Raw genomic sequence first — 21,092 nt, forward strand, 5'->3', positions numbered from 1 at the left:
TTCGAAGGCAGGACTGATAAGGCTCTCCCGGAAGAGGACATGCGCCACCTCGCCTTGGAGCCGCGCAGCTTTTCGGAGGCGTATTCGCCGGAATGAAGCAAGGTAACCGACCGCTCGCATCCACCCCCCACGTACCGCCCATGCCCGTGAACACCCGGATGGTATCTTCCTGGCCATGGATCACCAGGGGGAGTTTCGGCGGGCGGCGCTTGAGTTGGGTGTCCCGGACGACGAGATCAGCAGGTTCAGCCAGCACCTTCGTTTGTCGATCGGGTTGTTCGCGGGCGGCGGTGGTTCTCCGGTCGGGCAGTTCGGTGGGTTGCCCCGACTGCCGGTCGGCATGAAGTGGCCGTCTGCGGGGGAAACTCCGTTGCCGTTGCTCTTTTCCGTCGATTGCGGGGCGCTGCCGAGAGTTGACGGCTTCGACCTGCCGGCGGACGGGACGCTGCTTTTCTTCGTGGACCAGGAGATGGACCACGAGGACACTTCCGGGAGTTACGCGCGAGTCGTGTATGTGCCGGACGGCACTGAAACCGCAGTCGCGAAAGCCCCTGGTTCCGTGGGTGTCCGGGAGCATGTCGACGTCTGCGCCGAACTCAGAGCCGAACTGCCCCTCTGGCTCCAGGAATGCGACGAGGGCGAGGACTGGCACGAGTACTGGGAGGATCTCGAGTGGGAGGACATGTCGCCCTTCCAGCAGCAGTTGGCCCGGTACATGGAGCGCGACCTGCCGCACTTGGACGAACTCCGGGCTCTGGCCCACGACCTTTGGCCGTCTGGCGCCGGCGTCCTCATCGGCGGGTATGCCGATGACGATGTGATCAACAGCATCGCGCAGCAGACCCTCGCGGGACGCGAGAAGGCGGGCGAGATCCCCGCCATCCCGATCGCGAAGTGGTACTCCCGCCTGGAGGAGGAAAAGCACCGGATGACGAGCGAATGGATATCACTCGCCAGGGAACGCCCGGAGTACGAGGCCTACTGTACGAGTTTTGTGATCCGCCACGACGACTTGGCCTCCGCTCGGGTGGACAAGGCGCTGGCCGTGACCGTTTTCGAGGCTCCGTGACCACTTCCTCGTGATCGGCGTGGGGCGGCAGGCCTGCCTACCCGGGGCGATTGGTCCCCGCGCGCGGGGCCTCCAGGCGACGGCGGACGCCGGCGGGCGAGTCGGGTGCGGTGGGCGTTCCGAGGCGATCAGTCGCGGTGGGCCGCGCGCACGCAATGTCCGAACTTGGTGTCGACCATCGCCATCGGCCTTGCCGGTGGGCCGCGCGCGCACGCGATGTCCAAGTCACGATGCTCTCTCCGGAGACCAGACACCGCCCCGCCCGCCCCGGCACTGTGGGCAGTGCGCTGAGCGCGAGAGCCCGGCGACGGCGCCCGCGCAGATCCTCGGCGGTTTCAGTGCCGCCCCCGGCCGGCGAAGCTGAGCTCCATGAGGAGGTTCTCGCCTTCGCCCGGCACCTCGCGGAAGCCGGCCTTCTCCCAGGCGCGCACCGCCCGCACGTTGCCCCTCACGGGATCGACCGTCACGCGCCGCCATCCGAGATTCCCGCCCAAGTGCGCGAGGAGAGCGCGGGCGGCGTCCGGGCCCAGGCCCCGGCCTCGCGCCTCCGCTACCAGCACCATGTCGATGCCGCCTTCAGCCGCTCCGGCGTGCCAGTACTGCGCATAGCCCACCGGTGTGCTCCGTTCCAGGACGAGGAAGGATTCCACGCGCGGCCGCCGCCGCCCGACGTACTTCTCGGCCACCTCGTCACGTGTTTTCGGTACGCCGTCCCAGTGCTCGACGAAGTCGGGGGAGGCGAACCATTCGGCCAGCAGGTCCAGATCAGCCGCGGTCGCCGGGACAAGGCGGGTCAGCACTCCGTCGAGGACCACTCCGTCGGCCATCAGCAACTCTCCGACTCCGCTAGGCTGGGAAGACTTCTGCACGGGCGCTATGCCTCAGGCCTCGGGGCGGGGGTGACCACGTCGTCGAAGCCGTATTGGGCGTGTGCGTCGGCGATGCCGAAGGTCACCTCGCGGCCCACAGGACGCTGGCAGACGATCGGTTCGGTGCCGTCGTAGTCGATGACGTCCCACGGGTCGCCGTCCAGGTCCACGAGCGGGCGGGTGAGGTCGTAGACGTCGCCGGTGGCCGGGTCGGTCCAGCTCGTCGGCAGCCGGGCGGCGTACCGGGCGGGCACGTCGGTCCCGATGCGGCGGTGCTCCCACAGGTCCCACACCCGCACCCGCTCACAGCTGTACACCGCCAGCGCCACGGGGCGACCGTGCAGCGTGCCGCAGGCCAGCGAGCTGACGACCTTGATGTCGCGGCCGTCGAACAAGGGCGGTCCGGCCTGACGGCGGCTGCGCAGGTCCCACACCCGCACGTCCTCGCCGCCGCTGACGGCGACCGTCCGTCCGGCCACCGTGGTCAGCGCCACGGCGTTCACCGCGCGGGCGTGGCCGTGCAGGGGCGTCCCCACCGGGTGGGGAGCCGTGAGGTCCCACAGGCGCAGTGTGCGGTCCGCGCCGCCGGAGACCGCGATCGGACGACCGTCGAGCAGCCCGTAGGACACCGCCGAGACGGGGCCGGTGTGGCCGGTGAGCGGTCGGCCGATCTGCTGACGCCGCTGAAGGTCCCAGATCCGCACGGTTCCGTCCTCGGCCGCGGTCAGGGCGACCGGGCGGCCGTGCAGCACCCCGCAGGCCACGGATACGATCACGTCGGTGTGGCCGCACAGCGGGTCGCCCAGTTGTTCCGCCGTGGCGACGTCCCATATCCGGACGGTGGTGTCATAGCCGCCGGTCACCGCTACGAGCCGCCCGTCCGACCGGGTGCAGGCGACGGCCCGCAGTCCGCTGCCGGCCCGTCTGTCCGGCGGGTAGGGGCGGACCTCGGCGTGGCCGATCTGCCGTCGCTCGGTCAGGTCCCACACCCACACCCCGCCGCCCACCAGGACCGCGACGGACCGTTGTTCAAGCGCCCCGTAGGCCACACCCCACACGGGGTGCGTGGTCGCGGGCCGGAAGGAAGGGCCGGCCTGCCGGTGATCGCGCATGTCCCAGAGCCGGGCCGAGGAGTCCTCGTCGAGGGTGAGCGCCATGGGCCGTCCCTCCACCAGAGCGCACACCACCTTCCCGACCGCTCCTGCCCTCAGCGGCGGGAGGAGCTGCGCACCGAAGTGCCAAGGAATCTGCGGACGGGTCTCCTGGGGTTGCTCGGGCATCGGCACTCCTCATCAGTCCTGCCGGGGACCAGCGACCGCCACGACGGATCGCCCCGGGACAAGGCGATCCTTCCAAAGCACCCGTGTTCCGGCCACCCTCACCCACCCTCACCAACTGGCCGTCGGACGGGCCGAGATGACCCCGACCCCCAGCGTCCACCTTGTTCCCCGCCCGCGGAGGCATGAATCCGCCGGGCGGGGAGACTTGTCGGTGTGCGCAGGGGCTCGCCCACCGCTGTCGAAAGGGATCTGTCATGCAGTCGGCCACGTCACGCGACGCCCTCGTCATCACAGCCGCGGCCACCGCGGGAGCCGTTGTCGCCGCACGCTGGTGGGCGCGTCACCACCCCCTCTCGGCTTCCCGGTCCCTCGCCGCGGGCCAGGACGTGGTGGGTGAACTCCAGTTGGTCCTCTCCGATCCCGCCACCGCGTTCACCGGTGCGCCCCAGGACGTGCTGCGCCGGCACTGGGACCAGCTGCACGCGCTTGACCTGGCGCCCGCCCCGGCGGACCTGCCGGTGGCGCCCACCGCCTGAGTCGGCCGCACAATCAACGAACTTCATTCACCGTGCTCGGGGACGACAGGACCCGCCTGGTCACCGTCGACACGGCGGGCAGTCCGGCTGTCAGAGGCCGAAGGACACACCCGTGAGCTTCTCCGAGGCGTCCCAGAGCCGTCGGGCGACTTCCGTGTCCTGCGCGGTCTTCGACCGGCGGATCGGTCCGGCACCGCCGCGCATGTGCATCCAGCGCTCCGGACCGATGAAGCTGTCGCCGGGGACGTCGCCGGTGGCGGCGTGCAGCACGGGCAGGGCGCCCTCCGCCGGGCTCTGCGCGAACAGACGGACCATCAGCCTCGTCGCGAGACCGGTCACCTGGTCGTAGATGTTCGTCGCGACGAAGCCCGGGTGGGCCGTGACGGCCAGCACCTTCGATCCGGCGGCGTGCAGTCGACGTTGCAGCTCGGACGAGAACAGCACGTTCGCGAGCTTCGATGTCGCGTAGGCGCTGGACTCCTTGTAACGGGCGCGTTCCCAATGGAGATCGTCGAAGTCGATCCGCCCCAGTCGCTCCGCCTGTGACGACACGGAGACCACGCGTCCGGTGACGTGGGGCAGAAGCAGGTTCGTCAGGGCGAACGGACCGAGATGATTGGTCCCGAATTGCAGCTCGAATCCGTCGGCTGTCCTCGCCAGGGCGGGAGCCGCGGTGCCCGCGTTGTTGACCAGCAGGTGGACCGGCTGCTGCCAGTCGGCGGCGAAACGGCGGACCGACGCCAGATCGGCCAGGTCCAGGTGACGTACCTCGGTGCTGCCGAACGTCGTCGTGGCGGCGCTCGCACCCTTCGCCGTGTCACGCACCGCGAAGACGACGTGCGCCCCGTACCCGGCGAGGGCCTTGGCGGTGGCGAGCCCGATTCCGCTGTTCGCGCCGGTCACGATGGCTGCCTTGCCTGTGAGGTCGGGAGTCATGGCACCGGGACTAGACAGCGCCTAGTTTCTAGTCAATGTCTAGTTCGAGGTAGGCTGAGGGAGTGACGACCCACAGGCCCTTCCATCACGGCAACCTACGAGCCGTCCTGCTGGACCAGGCCGAGCGGACCTTGCGCGAGGGCGGCGTCGACGCACTGTCGCTGCGCGAGCTGGCACGCAAGGCCGGGGTCAGTCATGGCGCACCGCGGAGCCACTTCGTGGACCGGCAAGCGCTCCTGGACGCGCTCGCCGAGCGGGGCTTCGACCGCCTCGCCGACGAAGTGGAAGCGGCGATCGCCGCCGACGGCGCGGACTACAAGGAACGTCTCCGCGCCATCGCGACCTCGTACGTGCACTTCGCCGTCACGGACGCCGCGCTCCTGGACCTCATGTTCACCGCGAAGAACGGCGACGCGCCCGGGCTGCGCGCGGCCTCACAACGACTTTTCGCAGCCGTCGGCGACCTGATCGACCGCGGAACCGAGACCGGAGAACTCGAACACCACGACGCGCACCGCCTGCAGATGCTCTTCGCCGCGATCATGCAGGGCATCGCGTCCCTCGTCAGCAGCCGCCGCATCTCCGCGCAGGACGGTGACGCTCTCATCGACGACGCGATCTCCCTGCTGGTCCGCGAGCAGGAGCAGGAGCCGGACGACATCGGCCGGAGCGGTTCCGGCGAGCGGCCCCGCCGGCTCGCCGACTGACACGACGGCCTACAGCCGGTCCCCCACGCCGGCCGGCTTCGGAGGATGCGGCCCGCCACCGTCCTTGATGTCCTGCGCGCAGGTGCGTCGGTCGTAGGACTGGTCGTTGGGGATCAACAGCACACCGACAACCTGCTCGGGGCGCTCGACGGTGAGGTACTCATCGCCTGTGAGGGCGCCGTCCGGCTCGAGCCGCGCCTCGGACAAATAGATCGTCTGACACCCCAGCGCCACCCGCCCCTTGTCGACGGCGCAGGCGTCCACCGCGGGGCCTGGGCCGGACGCCTCGGAAGCGCCGTCGAAGCGGTAGTGGAAGTGGACCTTGTCTCCTTCGGCGGGCACCTGCGGGTGGGGCTCGAGGCGCCAGTCGACGACCTCGACGGTGACGCCGATCGACTGCTCCGAGGTGTCCACGACCTGCACCCTGGCACCGGCCTCACCGCGCTCCGCCGTGGTGTCGGTGCAGCCCCAGGGGGAAGCGCAACTGGACAGGGCGAGAATGACCAGGGCCGACGGAGCACCGGCAAGTATCCGTGCGGACAACACTCAGGTGACCTCCAGTCAGGTGGAGCGGAGCAGTGTATCCCGGGGCCCGGCGGCTGCGGTCGGGGGCGACGAGCGCCGGCGGCGAACCCACGCTGACGACGCCTCAAGAGGCGGCCCGTCGGCGGCCTCGCCGGCCCGGGCGATGAAGGAGCCTTCGGCGAGAGCGGAGACGGCCCCGTCGGCGATCACCGGCCACTGTCCCGCCATCCCGCGTCGCAGGACACCGACGATCAGCCGGCCGAGTCCCGCGGTGCCGGCCAGGCGTCCCAGACCCGCGGGACGGCCGGGATGCCCGAGGTCGCGGCGACGGCCGGAACCGCAGCGGTGAGGGTGCTGCCCGCGCGTCAGTCGCCGACCCGATCGCACTCGGCGAGGGGGCCGCCCAGCAGGACGAAGTCAGGGGCGGCCTCGCACAGGACCTTCAGCGGATCTGGCGCGGGTTGGGCGCACGGGCGGGTGACTGCGCCGGCGTAGGCGCGGGCGGTGGACTCGCCATCCCGCGCGGCACGTGACCGTGTCGTCCGCGCGGCTTCCGGCCGCCCCCATGGTGGGCACCCGCACCCCCCGGCCCGAAACTATGGTGTCCCATCACATACGCCTCCCACCTGCCCGTTCCTACCGTGTGGCGACACGTAAACGTCCCCGTTACACGCCAGGAAGTGGTGCCGATGTCGTCGCCCTCAGCCGCTCCGCCAGCCCCCGCCAGCCTCAAGCGCATCGTCGCTGCGTCCCTCATCGGGACCACCATCGAGTGGTACGACTACTTCCTCTACGGGTCCGCCGCCGCGCTGGTGTTCGGGCGGGTGTTCTTCCCCGACTCCGATCCGCTGACCGGGACGCTGCTCTCCTTCCTCACCTACGCCATCGGGTTCGCCGCGCGGCCGCTCGGCGCCGTGGTGTTCGGGCACTTCGGCGACCGGGTCGGGCGTAAGAAACTGCTGGTCATCAGCCTGTTGATGATGGGCGGCTCCACCGCCCTGATCGGCTGCGTGCCCGGCTACGACACCATCGGCGTCGCCGCCCCGCTGCTGCTCACCACCCTGCGGCTGGTCCAGGGCTTCGCGCTCGGCGGCGAGTGGGGCGGGGCTGTGCTGCTCGTGTCCGAGCACGGTGACGCCCGGCGGCGCGGGTTCTGGGCCTCCTGGCCGCAGGGCGGCGCCCCCGCCGGCAACCTGGTCGCCGTCGGCGTCCTCTCCCTGATGACCGGGACGCTCAGCGACGACGCGTTCAACTCCTGGGGCTGGCGCGTGCCGTTCCTGCTCTCCGCCGTGCTCGTCATGATCGGGCTGTGGATCCGGCTGTCCGTCGACGAGTCGCCGCTGTTCAAGGCCGCGCTCGCCAAGGCCGAGCAGCGCAAGGCGCGGCAGAAGGCCGACCAATTGCCCTTCGTCGCCGTGCTGCGCAACCACTGGCGTGACGTGCTGGTCGCGATGGGCGCCCGGATGGCCGAGAACATCTCGTACTACGTCATCACCGCCTTCGTCCTCACCTACTGCGTCGAACACCTCGACCTCGGCAAGCAGACCGCCCTCAACGCCGTACTGATCGGCTCGGCCGTGCAGTTCTGCCTGATCCCGCTGTTCGGCGCCCTGTCCGACAAGGTCGGCCGCAAGCCGGTCTACCTCGTGGGCGCGGTCGGCGTCGGCGCCTGGTCCTGGGCCTTCTTCGGGCTGCTGGACACCAAGTCCTTCCCCGCGCTCGTCCTCGCCGTCACCGTCGGTCTCGTCTTCCACAGCGCCATGTACGCCCCGCAGGCCGCCTTCTTCTCCGAGCTGTTCGCCACCCGGATGCGCTACACCGGCGCCTCCATCGGCGCGCAGCTCTCCTCGGTGGCCGCCGGCGCGCCCGCCCCGCTCATCGCCACCGCCCTGCTCAGCTCCTACGGCAGCTCCGTGCCGATCTCGGTGTACGTCGGCCTGTCCGCCGTGATCACCGTGGTCGCCGTGGCCGTCGCCCGGGAGACCCGCGGCCGTGATCTGGCCGCCGTCGAACCCGCCGGTGAGGGTGCGTCGCGAACGGCCCAGGGTGCGGGCGTGGCCCAGGATGCGGGCGTGGCCAAGGGTGCGGGCGCGGTCTCCGACGCCAGCCGGGTCCCGGATGCCGGTCAGGCCTCGGGTACCGGTCAGGTCCCGGCTACCGGTCAGGTCCCGGGTACCGGTCAGGTCCCGGGTACCGGCCAGGTCCCGGACGCCGGTCAGCAGGCCGCCGCGTCCAGTTGACGCCCGCCCGCGTGTCTACCCCACCTCGGCGGCCACCGCAGCGGCCCACCGGTCCGCCCCGTCGGCCCGCCCCCGTCGGCCGGCGGCGGCCGGGGTGGGCCGCGTCCACCGGGTCTTCCACCCGGTCCGCGGGCTCCTTCGCCGACGCCTCCACCCGGTCCGCGGGCTCCTTCGCCGACTCCTCCACCGCTTTCTGCACCGCTTTCTGCACCGCTTCCTCCGCCGGTATCCGGGCCCCTGCCCACCGGTTCCTCCGCGGTCTCCCGGCCCCCGCTCCGCCGGGTTCCCCGGCCACCCCCGCCGTCTCCCCCCTCCCCACACCTGCCCTCTCCCGACTACGGTCCGCCCATGCCTGAGAAGAACCCCTCCGTCGTGCCCCATCTGCGCCGGCTGCTCGAACTGCTCGCCTCCGACGCCCCGCCCGAGGACTTCGGCGCCGTCGCCGCCGAGGCGCGGCGCGGCGGCGCGGACGCCCGGGACGTCGCGGAGGTCGAGCAGGCCGCCGCCGCGGCGCTGCGCGTGCGCGGCACCCTGCGCCAGCACCGGCGGCGGGAGGCGGAGCTGACCGCGCTCTTCGACACCGCCGGGGACCTCGCGGCGCTGCGCGACCTCGACGCCGTGCTGCGCTCGATCGTGCGCCGCGCCAGGATGCTGCTCGGCACCGACACGGCCTACCTCACCCTCCCCGACGAGGCGGCCGGGGACACCTACATGCGGGTGACCGACGGTTCGGTGTCCGAGCTGTTCCAGAATCTGCGGCTCCAGCTCGGCGAGGGCCTCGGCGGTCTGGTCGCGCAGACCGCCCGCCCCTACGCCTCCCCCGACTACCGCACCGACGAGCGCTTCCACCACACCGGCAGCATCGACGCCGGTGTCCTGGACGAGGGCCTGGTCGCCATCCTGGGTGTGCCGCTGCTGCTGGGTTCGGGCAGCGGCGGCAAGGTCATCGGCGCGCTGTTCGCCGCCGACCGCGCGCCCCGCACCTTCTCCCCCGACGAGGTCGCGCTGCTGTGCTCGCTGGCCGACCACGCCGCCATCGCCATCGACACCGCCAAGGCCATGGCCGACGCGCGGGCCGCGCTCGCCGAACTCGCCGAGGCCAACGCCGTGATCCGGGAGCACTCCGCCGCCATGCAGCGCGCCGAGGAGTCCCACGACCGGCTCACCGATCTGGTGCTGCGCGGCGGCGACGTCCCGGAGGTGGCCGCCGCGGTCGCCGGTCTCCTGGAGGGCGAGGTCACCGTCCACGACAGCGGCGGATGGCCGCTCAGCTCCACCGCCCGCGAGAGCGGCGGGGACGCCCAGGCCTCGGGTTCCGGGAGTGCCGCGGGCGCGGACGCCGCCGCCGCGCTGGTCGCCGCCGCCGAGGAGTCGCGGGCCGCCGCCCACGCGGTGTTCCGCGACGGGCGCTGGGTGTGCGCCGTACTGGCCGGGCAGGAGCTGCTGGGCAGCCTGGTGCTGCACGGGCGGCCCGACCTCGAAGGCCCCGACCGGCGGCTGTTCGAGCGCAGCGGTGTCGTCACCGCGCTGCTGCTCCTGCTGCGGCGTTCGGTGGCCGAGACCGAGAACCGGGTACGCGGCGACCTGATGACCGATCTGCTCACCGCGCCCGACCGGGACCCCGTCGGCCTGGTGGACCGGGGCCGCCGGCTCGGCGTCGATCTGAACCGGCCCCATCTCCTGCTGGTCGCCGAGGCCGGCGCCGCCGTCCGGGAGCGGCTGGCCGGGGCCGCCGTGCAGTACCTGTTCGGCAGCGGCAGCGTGAGCGCCGAACACGCGGGCGCCTCCGTGCTGTTGCTGCCCTGCGGGGACGGCGGTCCGGGGGAGGCGGCCCGCGCCGCCGCCGGGCAGCTCACCCAACTGGTCGGCGCCCCGGTCACGGTGGCCGGCGCGGGGCCTGCCGCCGGGCCCCGGGCCATCGCGGACGCGTACGCCGAGGCCGCGCGCTGTCTGCGGGCGCTGCGGGTCCTCGGCCGCGACGGGACCGGTGCGTGCGCCGCCGAACTCGGTTTCCTCGGGGTGCTGTTGGGCAAGGACCACGACGTGGACGGTTTTGTCACGGCCACCCTCGGACCGCTGCTGGACTACGACGCCCAGCGCGGCACCCAGCTCGTCCACACCCTGCACGCCTACTTCGGCTGCGGCGGGAGCCTGACCCGGGCGAAGGACGAACTGCACGTGCACATCAACACCGTCGTGCAGCGGCTGGACCGGGTGCAGACCCTGCTGGGTCCCGACTGGAACAGCCCGGAGCGGGCGCTGGAGCTGCAACTCGCCCTACGGCTCTATCTGTTGACTGCTAGCTAGAGCCGCTACGCCAGCCCCGCCTCGGTCAGCAGGCGGCGGGCCACCAGGTGTGCGCCCTCGTCGCCCACCAGGATCGTGTAGTGGTTGACGCCGGGTACGCGCTCCGGCCGGACCAGGTGCGGGTCGAGCTGCGCGGCGGCCAGGCGCTGTTCGTCGTACAGGCCCTGCGGCTCGTCCATCAGGCCGCGTTCGGCCCACAGCAGGACGGTGGGGCGGGGCAGCCGGTGGACCGCGCCGAGCACCTGCTCGCCGAGCTGGTCGATGCCGTCGACCCGTACGGCCTCGATCCGGCAGGAGGAGCGCAACTCCGGTTCCGCGCCGACCAGATCGCGCTGGATGTACGCGTCCACCCACGGCGACCACGCCTCGGCGAACGCCGGGTGGCTCTGCCAGAACGCGCGGTAGGCGTCCCGGTCCGGGAAGGTCATCGACAGGCGTCGCATGGCCGGGCCGATGACCGCGGTGATCAGTTCGTCGGGGTCCATGCCGGTGGGGACGGGGAAGCCCACGCCGCCGTCGACCAGCAGCAGGCCGGAGACCAGGCCGGGGTGGCGCACGGCGGTCAGGGCCGCGGTGAACGCGCCCATGGAGTGGCCGGTCAGCACCACCCGGCCCAGACCGAGTTCCTTCACCACGGCGGCCATGTCGTCGGCGTGCGCCGCGATGCCGTACGGGCCGGGGAGTTCGCCGCTGCCACCCCGGCCGCGCAGGTCGGGCGCGACCAAGGTGGCGCGGCCGGCCAGGTGGTGGGCGACCCGGGCCCAGCTCAGGCCGTTGGCGGTGATGCCGTGCAGGGCCAGCACGACCGGTGCGCCGGGGGCGGCGGCCGGCCAGCGCAGCACGGCCAGCTCGCCGCCGGATACCGGCACCCGCAGTTCCTCGGGCGGTGCGCAGTCCAGTTCCGTCATGTCGCTCACGCGTCGGTCGCCTCCTCGCGGGCCGTGGTGGTGCGGGCGGCGCGCAGGCGCGCCGGGAGCCGGGCCATGCCGCCGGGCAGCAGGTATATCACCGCGACGAACAGCGCGCCGAGCAGGAACAGCGGCTGGGACAGCGGCACCCGCAGCACGGCGGGCAGGCCGGCGACGGCGCCGGAGTTGGCCAGGTCGCCGAGCCGGTGGTCGGCCCAGGTGTAGAGGATGCCGCCGGCCATGGGTCCCCAGCGGGTGCCGGAGCCGCCGAGGACGACCATCACCAGCAGCGACAGGGTGAAGTCGGAGGTGGTGGTCTGCGGGGTGGCGCCGCCGGTCAGCAGCAGGTAGACGATGCCGCCGAGCGCGGCGAGGGCCCCGGCCAGGACGAAGGCGGTCAGCTTGAAGCCGTACGGGCGCAGGCCCAGGACCTCCACCCGGCGCTCGTTCTCCTTGATGCCCTCCCAGACCCGGCCGGTGGGCGAGCGGACCGCCCAGTGCACGACGGCGAGCACCACGACGAGGTAGGCCAGGGCGATCCAGTACAGGTTGGCGGTGTGGTCGATGCCGACGAGCGCGGCGGGCATCTTGTCGGCGGGAGCGGCGCGGCCCTCCTCGCCGCCGGTGACGCCGCCCGGGTCGCGCTGCACGAGGATCGAGCCGGCCTGCGCGAAGGCGAGGGTCACCATGGAGAACCCGATGCCGCTCACCCGCAGGCTGACCGCGCCCAGCAGTGCGGACAGCGCGACGCCGGCGAGCAGGCCGAGCAGTGCGGCGAGGGCGAACGGCAGGCCCGCCTCCAGCATGACGGTGTTCGTGACATAGGCGCCGGCGGCGAAGTAGAGGGCGTGGCCGAAGGAGAGCAGTCCGGTGCGGCCGAGCAGCAGGTCGTAGCCGGTGGCCAGGGCGCCGAAGACCAGGCAGAGGGCCAGGAGTTGGAGGTTGCCGGGGCTGCCGATCGGGCCGTCCAGCAGGCCGGGCAGCGGCAGCGCGCTGTAGGGGGCGATGAACAGGACCACCAGCAGCAGGGCCGGCCACCAGCGGGTGGCGCGGCGCAGCGGCCCGGTGTGCGGGCCGAAGGGGCGGTCCGCCGTGCGGGTCTCGCCGCGCGGCTGGGTGGCGGTGGTCATGCGAGTCTCCCGGTCAGCCCACGCGGCCGGACGAGCAGCAGGGCGGCGAGCAGGACGACGACGGCGAGGTCGCCGAGTCCGGCGCTGGTGTAGTAGTTGGCGAACTGCTGGACGAGGCCCACGGCGACGGAGGCCAGTGCGGCGCCGGTGAGCGAGCCCATGCCGCCCATGACGACGACCACGAAGGCGAAGATCAGCAGCGAGGTGCCCTGTTCGGGGTCGACGGAGCCGAAGTAGAGGCCGCCGATGGCGCCGCCGAGGGCCGCTGCGGCCCCGCCGATGGCGAAGACCAGGGTGAAGGCCTTGCGTACGTCGATGCCGAGGGCGGTGACCATGGCCCGGTCCTCGACGCCCGCGCGGACGACCAGGCCGTGCCGGGTGCGGCCGAGGAACAGCTTGAGCGCGACGAGGACCACCACGGCGGCGGCGATCAACACCAGCCCGTTCAACGGCACTTCGGCACCGAGCAGCCCGAACGTGCCGGCCAGCGCCTCCGGTCCGAGGAAGGGCCGGGCGTCGGCGCCCCAGATCGCGGACAGCAGCGCCGGTACGGCCAGTCCGACGCCGACCGTGGCGAGGATCTGCTCGCGCGGGCGGGTGTAGAGAGGCCGGATGACGGCGAGTTCGAGCAGGACCGCGGCGAGGGTGCCGACGGCGGTGCCGAAGACGACCGCGAGGACGAAGCCGAAGCCGCCGGAACCGGCGCCGGGCAGATGGCCGGAGGCGGCCCACCACGTGCCGTACGCGCCGGCCGACATCAGCGCGCCGTGCGCGAAGTTGAGCACGTCCATCAGGCCGAAGATGAGCGAGAGGCCCGAGGCGACCAGGAAATACAGCGCGCCCAGGCCGAGTCCGGTCAGGGTGAGCAGAACGACGGTGGACATCAGGCGTCCGCCTCCGCGGTCCGGGCGGCGGGGTGCGCCGCGGTGTGTTCTGGTGCGGTGGTGCCGGTGTGCCCCCGCTCTGCGCGGGTCCCGGTCCCGTGGCCGCCTCGGCCGACGCCGAGGAGGCGGCGGGTGGCGTCGGGGTCGGCGAGGAGTTCGGCGGCGGGGCCGTGGTGCGCGGTGCGGCCGTCGGCGAGCACGGCGCAGTGCCGGGCGAGGCGGCGCACCACGGCGAGGTTCTGCTCCACCAGCAGCACGGGCACGGCCTCGGCGGCGCGCTCCAGGACCCGGGTGACCTCGGTGACCACCTTGGGCGCCAGGCCCTTGGTGGGTTCGTCGGCGATGACGATCCGGTTGCCGTTGAGCAGGGTGCGGGCGATGGCGACCATCTGCTGCTGGCCGCCGGAGAGGGTGCCGGCCGCCTGGCGGGCGCGCTGCTTCAGCTCCGGGAAGAGCTCGTGGACCAGGTCGTACGCCGGTTCGCCGGCCCCGGGCCGCTCGGCCAGGCGCAGGTTCTCGGCGACGGTGAGCGCGGCGAACACGCCTCGGTCCTCGGGGGCGTAGCCCACTCCCCGGCGGACCAGGGCGTGGGTGGCCAGGCGTACCGTCTCCTCGCCGTCGAGCCGTACGCTGCCGGTGCGCGGGACGAGGCCCAGGATGCCGCGCACGGTGGTGGTCTTGCCGGCGCCGTTGCGGCCGAGCAGGGCGGTGGTGCCGCTCGCCGCCACGTCGAGGTCGACGCCGTGCAGGATGTGCCGGCCGCCGATGACGACGCGCAGGTCGCGCACGGTCAGCAGGGGCGGCGCGGTCTTCCCGGCGGGCGCGGCGGGGGTGTGCGCGGAGGACTTTGCGGGGGTGTGCGCGGGAAGCTCCGCGGAGGGGTGCGCAGGTGGCGTCGCGAAGGTGTGCGCATGTGGTTCCGCCGGGGTGTTCACAGGGCCTCCCCGAGGTAGGCCTGCTGCACGGTGGGGTCGGCCATCACGGCGGCGGGTGCGTCCAGGGCGAGCAGCGTGCCGTGGTGCATCACGGCGAGCCGGTCGGCCAGGCCGAGCAGCACGTCCATGTGGTGCTCGACCATGAGCACGGTGCGGCCCTCCTCGCGGTGCAGCGAGCGGATCAGCTCGGTCAGCGCGGGCACCTCCTCGGCGCTCACCCCGGCCATCGGCTCGTCCAGCAGCATGAGGCGGGGTTCGCCGACGAGCAGGACCGCGAGTTCCAGTTTGCGTTTCTCGCCGTGCGAGAGGGAGTCGGCGGGGGTGTCTGCGCGGTGGGTCAGCTCGGTGCGCGCGAGGACGCGGGTGACCTGGTCGGTGTAGGGGTCGGCGCGCCGCCACACCCGGTACGAGCCGCCGCCGGCCGCCTGGGCGGCCAGGCGCACATGGTCGGCGACCGTCATGCCGGGCCACAGGCTGGAGGTCTGGAAGGTGCGGCCGAGGCCGCGCCGGGCCCGGGCGTAGGCGGCCTCGGCGGTGATGTCGGCGCCGTCCAGCTCGATCGTGCCGCGGGTGGCCGGGTTGATGCCGCTGATCAGGTTGAACAGGGAGGATTTACCTGCCCCGTTGGGACCGATGAAGGCGAGGAACTCGCCCTCGCGGACGTCGAAGGTGACGGAGTCGACGATGGTGGCGCCGCCGACCGTCCAGCCGATGTCGCGCAGGGCGAGCACGGGCGCGGGCGCCGGGGAGGCGGGGGCCTCACCGGCGGCCGGGGCCCCGTCGGCGCTCGGCGGCGCCGTGTTCGGGGAGGTCATCTGCTCAGCCCACCGCCTTCTTCACCGGGGGCGCGACGGCCGCCGAGGGAACGTCGGAGACCAGCTGCGGCTGGGCGGCCGCGCCCGTGCCCTTCAGCTTGGCCGTGAACATGGGCTGGAGCAGGGCGTGGTCCTCGGCGCGGATCTGCTCCTTGCCCTTGGGCCCGTCGAAGCTCCAGCCCTCCAGCGCTTTGACCATGGCGGAGGTGTCGGTGGCGCTGCCGGACTCGATGGCGTGCACGATCATCTGGGCGGCGGTGAAGCCGTCCGGGCTGAACAGGTCGGGGGTGCCGCCCGCCTTGGTGATGCCGTCGAGCATCGCCTTCTCCACCGGGTTGCCGCCGCCGGCGCCCGGGAAGTAGTGGGCGAGGAAGGACACCTTGGAGCCGGCCGAGCCGAAGATCGGGTACGAGGCGGTGCCGGCCAGCCCGGTGACCACCTTCCCCGCGTCCAGCACACCCTGCTGGTCGAGTGCGGTCCACAGCGCGGGGGCGGTGGCGCCCGCCCACGCCACGAACACCAGGTCCGGCTTGCCGGCCTTGGCCTGCCGGGCGAACGGCGTGAGGTCGGTGGCGCTCGGCGGGGCCAGCACGGATTCGACCTTCGCGCCCTTCGCGCCGAGCACGGCCTTCACCGCGGCGACGTTGGCCTGCCCGAACGCCGAGTTCTGCGCGAGCACGGTGACCTTCTTGCCCCGGGGATCGCCGAGCAGCGACCCGGCGGTCAGGGTGTCCTGGTAGGACTGGCGGCCGGAGCGGAAGGTGTAGGCGTTGACGCCGGTGACCGCGTCGGTGGCGGCGGGGCCGCTGACGTAGAGCACCTTGTTCTGCGCGGCCAGCGGCGCCATCTGGAGCGCCACCCCGGAGTCGGTGGTCCCGGCGATGATCTTGTAGCCCTTGCCGACCAGGGTCTTGGTCGCGGCGACGGCCTTCGCCGGGTCGCCCGCGTCGTCCTGCTCGGTGACCTCGATCGGATGCCCGCCGGCCTTGTCGGTGCCGTGCGTGGCGTACGCGAGGCCCGCCTTGAAGCCCTCCTCGTACTGCTTGCCGTAGGCGGCGAGCAGCCCGCTGCGGGAGTAGACCAGCCCGACCTTGACCGGGTCCGACGCCTTGTCGCCGGCGGTGGATGTGCCGGCGGTGCCCGCCGAGGAGCAGCCGGCGACCAGGGCGCCCGCGGCGAGCAGGGTGAGCATCGAGACGGATCTGCTTCTGAGGGTGCGCATGGCTGGGGAACGCATGATGGCCGGCTCCTGAGGTGTGTCGCCCGTACGCCGCCGCCGGGCGCCGTCCCTCCCGGGGAACGGCGTCCCGCAGCCCGCGGCGGTGGGAACGCGGTGGGTGGTTGGCCGGAACGATAGGAGCGGCGCGGCGCGTACGGCATGTGGCCGGCACCCGCTCCTGGCGGCCCGGTCATGGCATCGGCACACATGGCCGGTGCCGGCCGGGGCGGCCATCGTGAGACCGCCTGACCTCCGTCGCGGGCCGGCCGTCACGCGCCGGCCGGCCACGGCCCGGAACCGCGCCTCACGCGGCGGGCGTACGACGGTCCTTGACGTTTCGTCAGGCGGCACGGAGATCTTGATGGGGAAGGAATCGGCATGGACAAGGTGGTGGACTCGGCCGCGCGGGCGGTGGCGGACGTCCCCGACGGCGCGGTGCTCGCCGTGGGCGGCTTCGGCCTGTGCGGCATCCCGTCGACCCTGATCGGCGCGCTGGTCGAGGCCGGCACGTCCGGGCTGCGGGTGGTGTCCAACAACTGCGGGGTGGACGACTACGGTCTGGGCCTGCTGCTGCGGGCCGGCCGGATCGCCCGGATGACCTCCTCCTACGTGGGCGAGAACAAGGAGTTCGCCCGGCAGTACCTCGCGGGCGAGCTGGAGGTGGAGCTGACGCCGCAGGGCACGCTCGCCGAGCGGCTGCGGGCCGGCGGCGCGGGCATCCCGGCGTTCTACACCCCGGCCGGGGTCGGCACCCAGGTCGAGACGGGCGGCCTGCCCTGGCGCTACGCCCCCGACGGCAGCGTGGCGGTGGCCTCGCCGCCCAAGGAGGTACGGGAGTTCGGCGAGCGCCGCCATCTGCTGGAGGAGGCCATCACCGCCGACTTCGCGCTGGTACGGGCCGAAGTCGCCGACCGGCACGGCAACTGCGTCTTCCACGCGGCGGCGCGCAACTTCAACCCGCTGTGCGCGATGGCGGGCCGGGTCACCGTGGTCGAGGCCGAACGCATCGTGGAGGCGGGCGAGTTGCCGCCGGACGCCGTCCATCTGCCGGGGGTGTACGTGGACCGGGTGGTCGCCGTCGACACCTCGCTCGACAAACGTGTCGAGCGGCGTACGGTACGCCCGCGTCCGGCGGGTGCCGGTCCGGGGGGCGGTGGCTCCGCGGGCGGGGCTTCCGCGGGCGATGCCTCGGCGAGCGGGGCTTCCGCGGGCGGGGACGGTCGCACCCGTACGGCCGCGACACCCGCCGCGGGCGCCACGCCCGCCACCGCCGACACGGACGGCTCCACCACCGCCGCCGCACCCCGTACCGCCACCGAGGAGAACTGACGATGCCGCTCGACCGGGACCAGCTCGCCGCCCGCGCCGCGCGGGAGTTGCGCGACGGCCAGTACGTCAACCTGGGCATCGGCCTGCCCACGCTCATCCCCAACCATCTGCCCGAGGGCGTGCACGTGGTGCTGCACTCGGAGAACGGCATCCTGGGCGTCGGCCCGTATCCGTACGAGGGCGAGGAGCACCCCGACCTGATCAACGCCGGGAAGGAGACGGTGACCACCGTCCCCGGCACGTCCTACTTCGACTCGGCGTTCTCCTTCGGCATGATCCGGGCCGGCCGGATCGACGTGTCCGTGCTGGGCGGCATGCAGGTGTCGGCCCGGGGCGACCTGGCCAACTGGATGATCCCGGGGAAGATGGTCAAGGGGATGGGCGGGGCGATGGACCTGGTCCACGGCGCCCGCCGGCTGATCGTGGTCATGGAGCACACCGCCAAGGACGGCTCATCGAAGATCGTGGAGGAGCTGACGCTGCCCGCCACCGGCCGCCGCGTCGTCCACCGGATCATCACCGACCTGGCCGTCATCGACGTGACACCCGAGGGGCTGCGGCTGGCGGAGACCGCTCCCGGCGTCACGGTGGAGCGGGTGCGGGAGGCCACGGACGCCGAACTCCTGCTCGGCGAGGGGGCGGTGACCGGCCGGCGGTGACGCGGCGGGCGACTTCATTCCAGCGGGTCGTGGCCCCAGTTCATCAGGGAGTGCCGCCACCGGGTGTCCGTGACGTCGCCCGAGGGCCGCTGGGCCAGGTGCCGGCGGATGTAGCCGTTCACCTTGCGCATGTGGGCGTAGTCGTCGTCCGTGAGGTCGCCCTTCTTCGCCCGGAGGATCTCCACGATCCGGCGGCCGGAGGCGTGCCCGGTGGACTCCCCGCCGTCCTTGTGCTGACCGGCGCCGCGCGACGCGTCGGTCGCCAGCCACTCCTCCAGCCGGGCCGGCTTCATGTTCACCAGCTCGCGGAAGTCCTCCCGGACCTCTTCGCGCTCGTCGTCGTCCACGTCGCCTCGCTTCTCCTCATGGTCCCTCTGGTCCCGTCGGTCTCTTCAGCCAGCGTGCGGGGTCGGGGCGCGGTCCGCAGCTCGCGCGGACCCCCGGGGGGGCGTGCGGTGGGGGCGGTGCGGTGATCGCCGGTACCCCTGTCGTCGGCCCGTCCGGGCTGCGATCATGTGGCTGATGTGGCTGACGTAGCAGGCGCGGCAGGCGCGGCCCCGCGCGCGGCTCCGCTGCGGCCGTCCCCGCGGCGGCGGCCCGGCTTCAGGGCCGTACCGGCCGACGCCCGCCCGCCGACGCCCGCTCGCCCGCAGGCACCCGAGCCGACAGGAGTTCCCATGGCCCTCGACGTCGACGCGATCCGCGCGCGGATACCCGCGCTGAAGTCCGGCTCCGCACGGTTCGACGCCCCCGGCGGCACCCAGACGCCCCAGCCGGTCATCGACGCCATCGCCGAGACCCTGTCCCGCCCGCTGGCCAACCGGGGCCGCACCACCGAGGGCGAGCGCAACGCGGACGACACCGTCGCCGACGCCCGCGCCGCCCTCGCCGATCTGCTCGGCGCCGAGCCGCGGAGCGTCGTGTTCGGGCGCAGCGCCACCCAGCTGGCGTACGACCTGTCCCGGACGCTGGCCAAGGGCTGGGGGCCGGGCGACGAGGTGGTCGTCACCCGGCTGGACCACGACTCGAACATCCGGCCCTGGGTCCAGGCGGCCGAGGCGGTCGGCGCCTCGGTGCGCTGGGCGGACTTCGATCCGGCCACCGGCGAGCTGCGTCCGGAGCACGTGGCGGCGGTGCTCTCCGCGCGCACCCGGCTGGTCGCGGTCACCGCGGCGTCCAACCTGATCGGCGCCCGCCCGGACCTTCCGGCCATCGCCGCCCTGGCGCACGAGGCGGGGGCGCTGCTGCACGTGGACGCCGTGCACTACGCCTCCCACGCCGCCGTGGACCTGGCCGCCCTGGGCGCGGACACGCTGGTGTGCTCGCCGTACAAGTTCCTCGGTCCGCACCTGGGGGTGCTGGCGGCGCGGCCCGAGTTCCTGGCGACGCTGCGCCCGGACAAGCTGCTGCCCTCCAGCGACGCCGTCCCGGAGCGGTTCGAGCTGGGCACGCTGTCGTACGAGCTGCTGGCCGGCGCCCGCGCGGCGGTGGACTTCCTCGCGGAGCTGGCGCCGGGGGCGGGCGGCACGCGCCGGGAGCGGCTGGTGGCCTCGTTCGCCGCGCTGGCGGAGCACGAGGACGCCCTGCGCGAGCGGATCGAACGGGGGCTGGCGGAGATCGGCGGGATCACCGTGTACTCGCGGGCCGCGCGGCGCACCCCGACCCTGCTGTTCACGGTGGCGGGCCTGCCGTCGGCCGAGGTCTCCCGGCACCTGGCCGCCCACGGCGTCGACGCCCCGGCCGGTACGTTCTACGCGCTGGAGGCCTCGCGGCGGCTCGGTCTGGGCGACGAGGGCGGCGTACGGGTGGGGCTCGCGCCGTACAGCTGCGCGGAGGACGTGGACCGGCTGCTGGCGGCGCTGGAGGCGCTGGAGCGCTGAACCGGGCGTGCTCCACCGCCGACGCGTCAATGCGCTGACCATGCGAATCACCCGCCAGGGTGAGGATCCTGCGGGCGTCTGCCGGGACTTCCGGTCCTTTCACGGCCGGGAGCCCGGCCCCGTCGCCGTCTCCCTCGTCGCACCGGCCCCCCGGATCGGTGCCGCCGAAGCGACACGCCGTGCCATTCCCCGCATACGGCGATGAAACCGGCCGCATCACATTGACCGAGTCCCGTATACGGTCGCTGTTCACCGCCCCGGGTCCGAGGTTTGCTGAGGCACGCCGCCGTCCGACGGTCGCGCGGCCTCCGCGCCCCTCGCGTGGCACACCGAACCGTTCGAAAGACAGGGGGACCTCATCATGTCCGTCCGGAAGACTCTCGCCCTGGTGGCCGGCCCGGCGCTGCTGGGCAGCGGCCTGACCCTGCTCGCACCGGCGAGCAGCGCGCTCGCCGCGCCGCAGAACACCGCCTCGCCGGCCACGGCCGTGCGGCACACCCGGCCCGCCGTCGGGCTGGAGTGCGGCCGGAACTGGCCGCACCACCAGTACCGCAGGGGCGGTGTGTCCGGGGCGTACACGGCCTTCCATCTGTGTTGGGACAACCGGCGCAACGCCCGGATCGACTACTCCTCGTCCTACGTCAAGGACACCCGGACGGACCGCCAGAAGGCCTACGTGTACGTGCGGTACCAGAAGCTCATCAACGGCCACTGGAAGCGGGAGTGGACGGGCCCCCTGGCCGGCGCCGGTCCCCGCAACGGCAAGACGAAGCACTTCCAGTGGGGCAACTCCTCGGTGCAGGGGGTGGCGGTGGCCGTCTGCGCCGGCACCAAGGCCCCGTGGCAGCGGGGCAGCCACTGCAA

19 protein-coding genes and 3 pseudogenes are annotated in these 21,092 nt (G+C 73.0%); 9 read left to right on the top strand and 13 right to left on the bottom strand.

Going from position 1 to position 21,092, the window contains the following annotated elements:
• Positions 1-175: 175 nt before the first annotated feature.
• On the top strand, positions 176-1,069 hold the full coding sequence (locus K7787_RS15195) for a DUF1963 domain-containing protein (protein ID WP_223001730.1): 894 nt from the start codon (positions 176-178) through the stop codon (positions 1,067-1,069).
• Between the two features lie 335 nt (positions 1,070-1,404).
• On the opposite strand, the gene K7787_RS15200 is transcribed toward K7787_RS15195, so the two are convergent.
• Together K7787_RS15200 and K7787_RS15205 are read right to left on the bottom strand one after the other, a co-directional pair.
• Entirely contained in the window at positions 1,405-1,896 is a 492-nt protein-coding gene (locus K7787_RS15200) for a GNAT family N-acetyltransferase (protein ID WP_223001745.1), read from the bottom strand.
• A gap of 47 nt (positions 1,897-1,943) precedes the next feature.
• Positions 1,944-3,218: a WD40 repeat domain-containing protein gene (locus K7787_RS15205; RefSeq protein WP_247720907.1), complete on the bottom strand. Its 1,275-nt coding sequence runs from the start codon at positions 3,216-3,218 to the stop codon at positions 1,944-1,946.
• Between the two features lie 254 nt (positions 3,219-3,472).
• Here K7787_RS15205 and K7787_RS15210 point away from each other — a divergent pair, with 254 nt between their 5' ends.
• On the top strand, positions 3,473-3,754 hold the full coding sequence (locus tag K7787_RS15210; protein ID WP_223001732.1) for a hypothetical protein: 282 nt from the start codon (positions 3,473-3,475) through the stop codon (positions 3,752-3,754).
• 90 nt (positions 3,755-3,844) lie between these two features.
• Here K7787_RS15210 and K7787_RS15215 read toward each other — a convergent pair whose 3' ends face one another.
• Positions 3,845-4,690, bottom strand: coding sequence for an oxidoreductase (locus K7787_RS15215; protein ID WP_223001733.1), 846 nt, complete (start codon positions 4,688-4,690; stop codon positions 3,845-3,847).
• A 62-nt stretch (positions 4,691-4,752) separates the two neighbouring features.
• On the opposite strand from K7787_RS15215, the gene K7787_RS15220 reads away from it, so the two are divergent.
• Positions 4,753-5,397 (top strand): TetR/AcrR family transcriptional regulator, encoded by a 645-nt coding sequence (locus K7787_RS15220; protein ID WP_223001734.1) that lies wholly within the window; start codon positions 4,753-4,755, stop codon positions 5,395-5,397.
• 9 nt (positions 5,398-5,406) lie between these two features.
• Here the strand turns inward: K7787_RS15220 and K7787_RS15225 are convergent, their stop codons facing one another.
• From K7787_RS15225 to K7787_RS31760, 3 genes and pseudogenes are all read right to left on the bottom strand, one after another.
• Complete coding sequence (locus tag K7787_RS15225; protein ID WP_223001735.1) at positions 5,407-5,943, bottom strand: hypothetical protein; 537 nt, start codon at positions 5,941-5,943, stop codon at positions 5,407-5,409.
• 15 nt (positions 5,944-5,958) lie between these two features.
• A pseudogene (locus K7787_RS31755) lies at positions 5,959-6,278 on the bottom strand (hypothetical protein); the annotation flags it as partial.
• A gap of 12 nt (positions 6,279-6,290) precedes the next feature.
• Positions 6,291-6,434: pseudogene (locus K7787_RS31760) on the bottom strand (IS5/IS1182 family transposase); the annotation flags it as partial.
• 177 nt (positions 6,435-6,611) lie between these two features.
• On the opposite strand from K7787_RS31760, the gene K7787_RS15230 reads away from it, so the two are divergent.
• Together K7787_RS15230 and K7787_RS15235 are read left to right on the top strand one after the other, a co-directional pair.
• A complete protein-coding gene (locus K7787_RS15230) occupies positions 6,612-8,162 on the top strand; it encodes an MFS transporter (protein WP_223001736.1) in 1,551 nt (516 codons plus the stop codon).
• Positions 8,163-8,510: 348 nt separating this feature from the next.
• Positions 8,511-10,469, top strand: coding sequence for a helix-turn-helix domain-containing protein (locus tag K7787_RS15235; RefSeq protein WP_223001737.1), 1,959 nt, complete (start codon positions 8,511-8,513; stop codon positions 10,467-10,469).
• A 5-nt stretch (positions 10,470-10,474) separates the two neighbouring features.
• On the opposite strand, the gene K7787_RS15240 is transcribed toward K7787_RS15235, so the two are convergent.
• From K7787_RS15240 to K7787_RS15265, 6 genes are all read right to left on the bottom strand, one after another.
• Positions 10,475-11,377, bottom strand: coding sequence for an alpha/beta hydrolase (locus K7787_RS15240; protein ID WP_223001746.1), 903 nt, complete (start codon positions 11,375-11,377; stop codon positions 10,475-10,477).
• Positions 11,378-11,382: 5 nt separating this feature from the next.
• Positions 11,383-12,507 (bottom strand): branched-chain amino acid ABC transporter permease, encoded by a 1,125-nt coding sequence (locus tag K7787_RS15245; protein WP_239115908.1) that lies wholly within the window; start codon positions 12,505-12,507, stop codon positions 11,383-11,385.
• On the bottom strand, positions 12,504-13,391 hold the full coding sequence (locus K7787_RS15250) for a branched-chain amino acid ABC transporter permease (protein WP_223001738.1): 888 nt from the start codon (positions 13,389-13,391) through the stop codon (positions 12,504-12,506). Before K7787_RS15250 ends, K7787_RS15245 begins: the two co-directional genes overlap by 4 nt.
• On the bottom strand, positions 13,391-14,179 hold the full coding sequence (locus tag K7787_RS15255) for an ABC transporter ATP-binding protein (RefSeq protein ID WP_043262145.1): 789 nt from the start codon (positions 14,177-14,179) through the stop codon (positions 13,391-13,393). The genes K7787_RS15250 and K7787_RS15255 overlap by 1 nt, the downstream gene beginning before the upstream one ends.
• A 143-nt stretch (positions 14,180-14,322) precedes the next feature.
• Positions 14,323-15,141, bottom strand: coding sequence for an ABC transporter ATP-binding protein (locus tag K7787_RS15260; RefSeq protein WP_019980033.1), 819 nt, complete (start codon positions 15,139-15,141; stop codon positions 14,323-14,325).
• A 4-nt stretch (positions 15,142-15,145) separates the two neighbouring features.
• The gene (locus K7787_RS15265) at positions 15,146-16,378 is read right to left on the bottom strand and encodes a substrate-binding domain-containing protein (protein WP_223001739.1); all 1,233 of its coding nucleotides are present in this window, start codon (positions 16,376-16,378) and stop codon (positions 15,146-15,148) included.
• A 354-nt stretch (positions 16,379-16,732) separates the two neighbouring features.
• Here K7787_RS15265 and K7787_RS15270 point away from each other — a divergent pair.
• Positions 16,733-17,482: pseudogene (locus K7787_RS15270) on the top strand (CoA transferase subunit A); the annotation flags it as partial.
• A gap of 209 nt (positions 17,483-17,691) precedes the next feature.
• Positions 17,692-18,348, top strand: a complete 657-nt coding sequence (locus tag K7787_RS15275) for a CoA transferase subunit B (protein WP_223001741.1) — start codon at positions 17,692-17,694, stop codon at positions 18,346-18,348.
• 14 nt (positions 18,349-18,362) lie between these two features.
• Here K7787_RS15275 and K7787_RS15280 read toward each other — a convergent pair whose 3' ends face one another.
• Positions 18,363-18,695, bottom strand: a complete 333-nt coding sequence (locus K7787_RS15280) for a DUF3140 domain-containing protein (RefSeq protein WP_009192429.1) — start codon at positions 18,693-18,695, stop codon at positions 18,363-18,365.
• 330 nt (positions 18,696-19,025) lie between these two features.
• On the opposite strand from K7787_RS15280, the gene K7787_RS15285 reads away from it, so the two are divergent.
• Together K7787_RS15285 and K7787_RS15290 are read left to right on the top strand one after the other, a co-directional pair.
• A complete protein-coding gene (locus K7787_RS15285; RefSeq protein WP_223001742.1) occupies positions 19,026-20,228 on the top strand; it encodes a cysteine desulfurase-like protein in 1,203 nt (400 codons plus the stop codon).
• Positions 20,229-20,589: 361 nt separating this feature from the next.
• Positions 20,590-21,092 (top strand): hypothetical protein (locus K7787_RS15290; RefSeq protein WP_223001743.1); only part of this gene is annotated, 503 nt, incomplete at its 3' end.

Source organism: Streptomyces sennicomposti (assembly GCF_019890635.1).
Classification (GTDB): domain Bacteria; phylum Actinomycetota; class Actinomycetes; order Streptomycetales; family Streptomycetaceae; genus Streptomyces; species Streptomyces sennicomposti.

Coding starts and splice junctions, on each gene's coding strand:
- K7787_RS15215 (WP_223001733.1), bottom strand. CDS start 4,690: ATGACTCCCGACCTCACAGGCAAGGCAGCCATCGTGACCGGCGCGAAC.
- K7787_RS15230 (WP_223001736.1), top strand. CDS start 6,612: ATGTCGTCGCCCTCAGCCGCTCCGCCAGCCCCCGCCAGCCTCAAGCGC.
- K7787_RS15210 (WP_223001732.1), top strand. CDS start 3,473: ATGCAGTCGGCCACGTCACGCGACGCCCTCGTCATCACAGCCGCGGCC.
- K7787_RS15200 (WP_223001745.1), bottom strand. CDS start 1,896: ATGGCCGACGGAGTGGTCCTCGACGGAGTGCTGACCCGCCTTGTCCCG.
- K7787_RS15285 (WP_223001742.1), top strand. CDS start 19,026: ATGGCCCTCGACGTCGACGCGATCCGCGCGCGGATACCCGCGCTGAAG.
- K7787_RS15250 (WP_223001738.1), bottom strand. CDS start 13,391: ATGTCCACCGTCGTTCTGCTCACCCTGACCGGACTCGGCCTGGGCGCG.
- K7787_RS15275 (WP_223001741.1), top strand. CDS start 17,692: ATGCCGCTCGACCGGGACCAGCTCGCCGCCCGCGCCGCGCGGGAGTTG.
- K7787_RS15205 (WP_247720907.1), bottom strand. CDS start 3,218: ATGCCCGAGCAACCCCAGGAGACCCGTCCGCAGATTCCTTGGCACTTC.
- K7787_RS15245 (WP_239115908.1), bottom strand. CDS start 12,507: ATGACCACCGCCACCCAGCCGCGCGGCGAGACCCGCACGGCGGACCGC.
- K7787_RS15265 (WP_223001739.1), bottom strand. CDS start 16,378: ATGCGTTCCCCAGCCATGCGCACCCTCAGAAGCAGATCCGTCTCGATG.
- K7787_RS15195 (WP_223001730.1), top strand. CDS start 176: ATGGATCACCAGGGGGAGTTTCGGCGGGCGGCGCTTGAGTTGGGTGTC.
- K7787_RS15235 (WP_223001737.1), top strand. CDS start 8,511: ATGCCTGAGAAGAACCCCTCCGTCGTGCCCCATCTGCGCCGGCTGCTC.
- K7787_RS15260 (WP_019980033.1), bottom strand. CDS start 15,141: ATGACCTCCCCGAACACGGCGCCGCCGAGCGCCGACGGGGCCCCGGCC.
- K7787_RS15240 (WP_223001746.1), bottom strand. CDS start 11,377: ATGACGGAACTGGACTGCGCACCGCCCGAGGAACTGCGGGTGCCGGTA.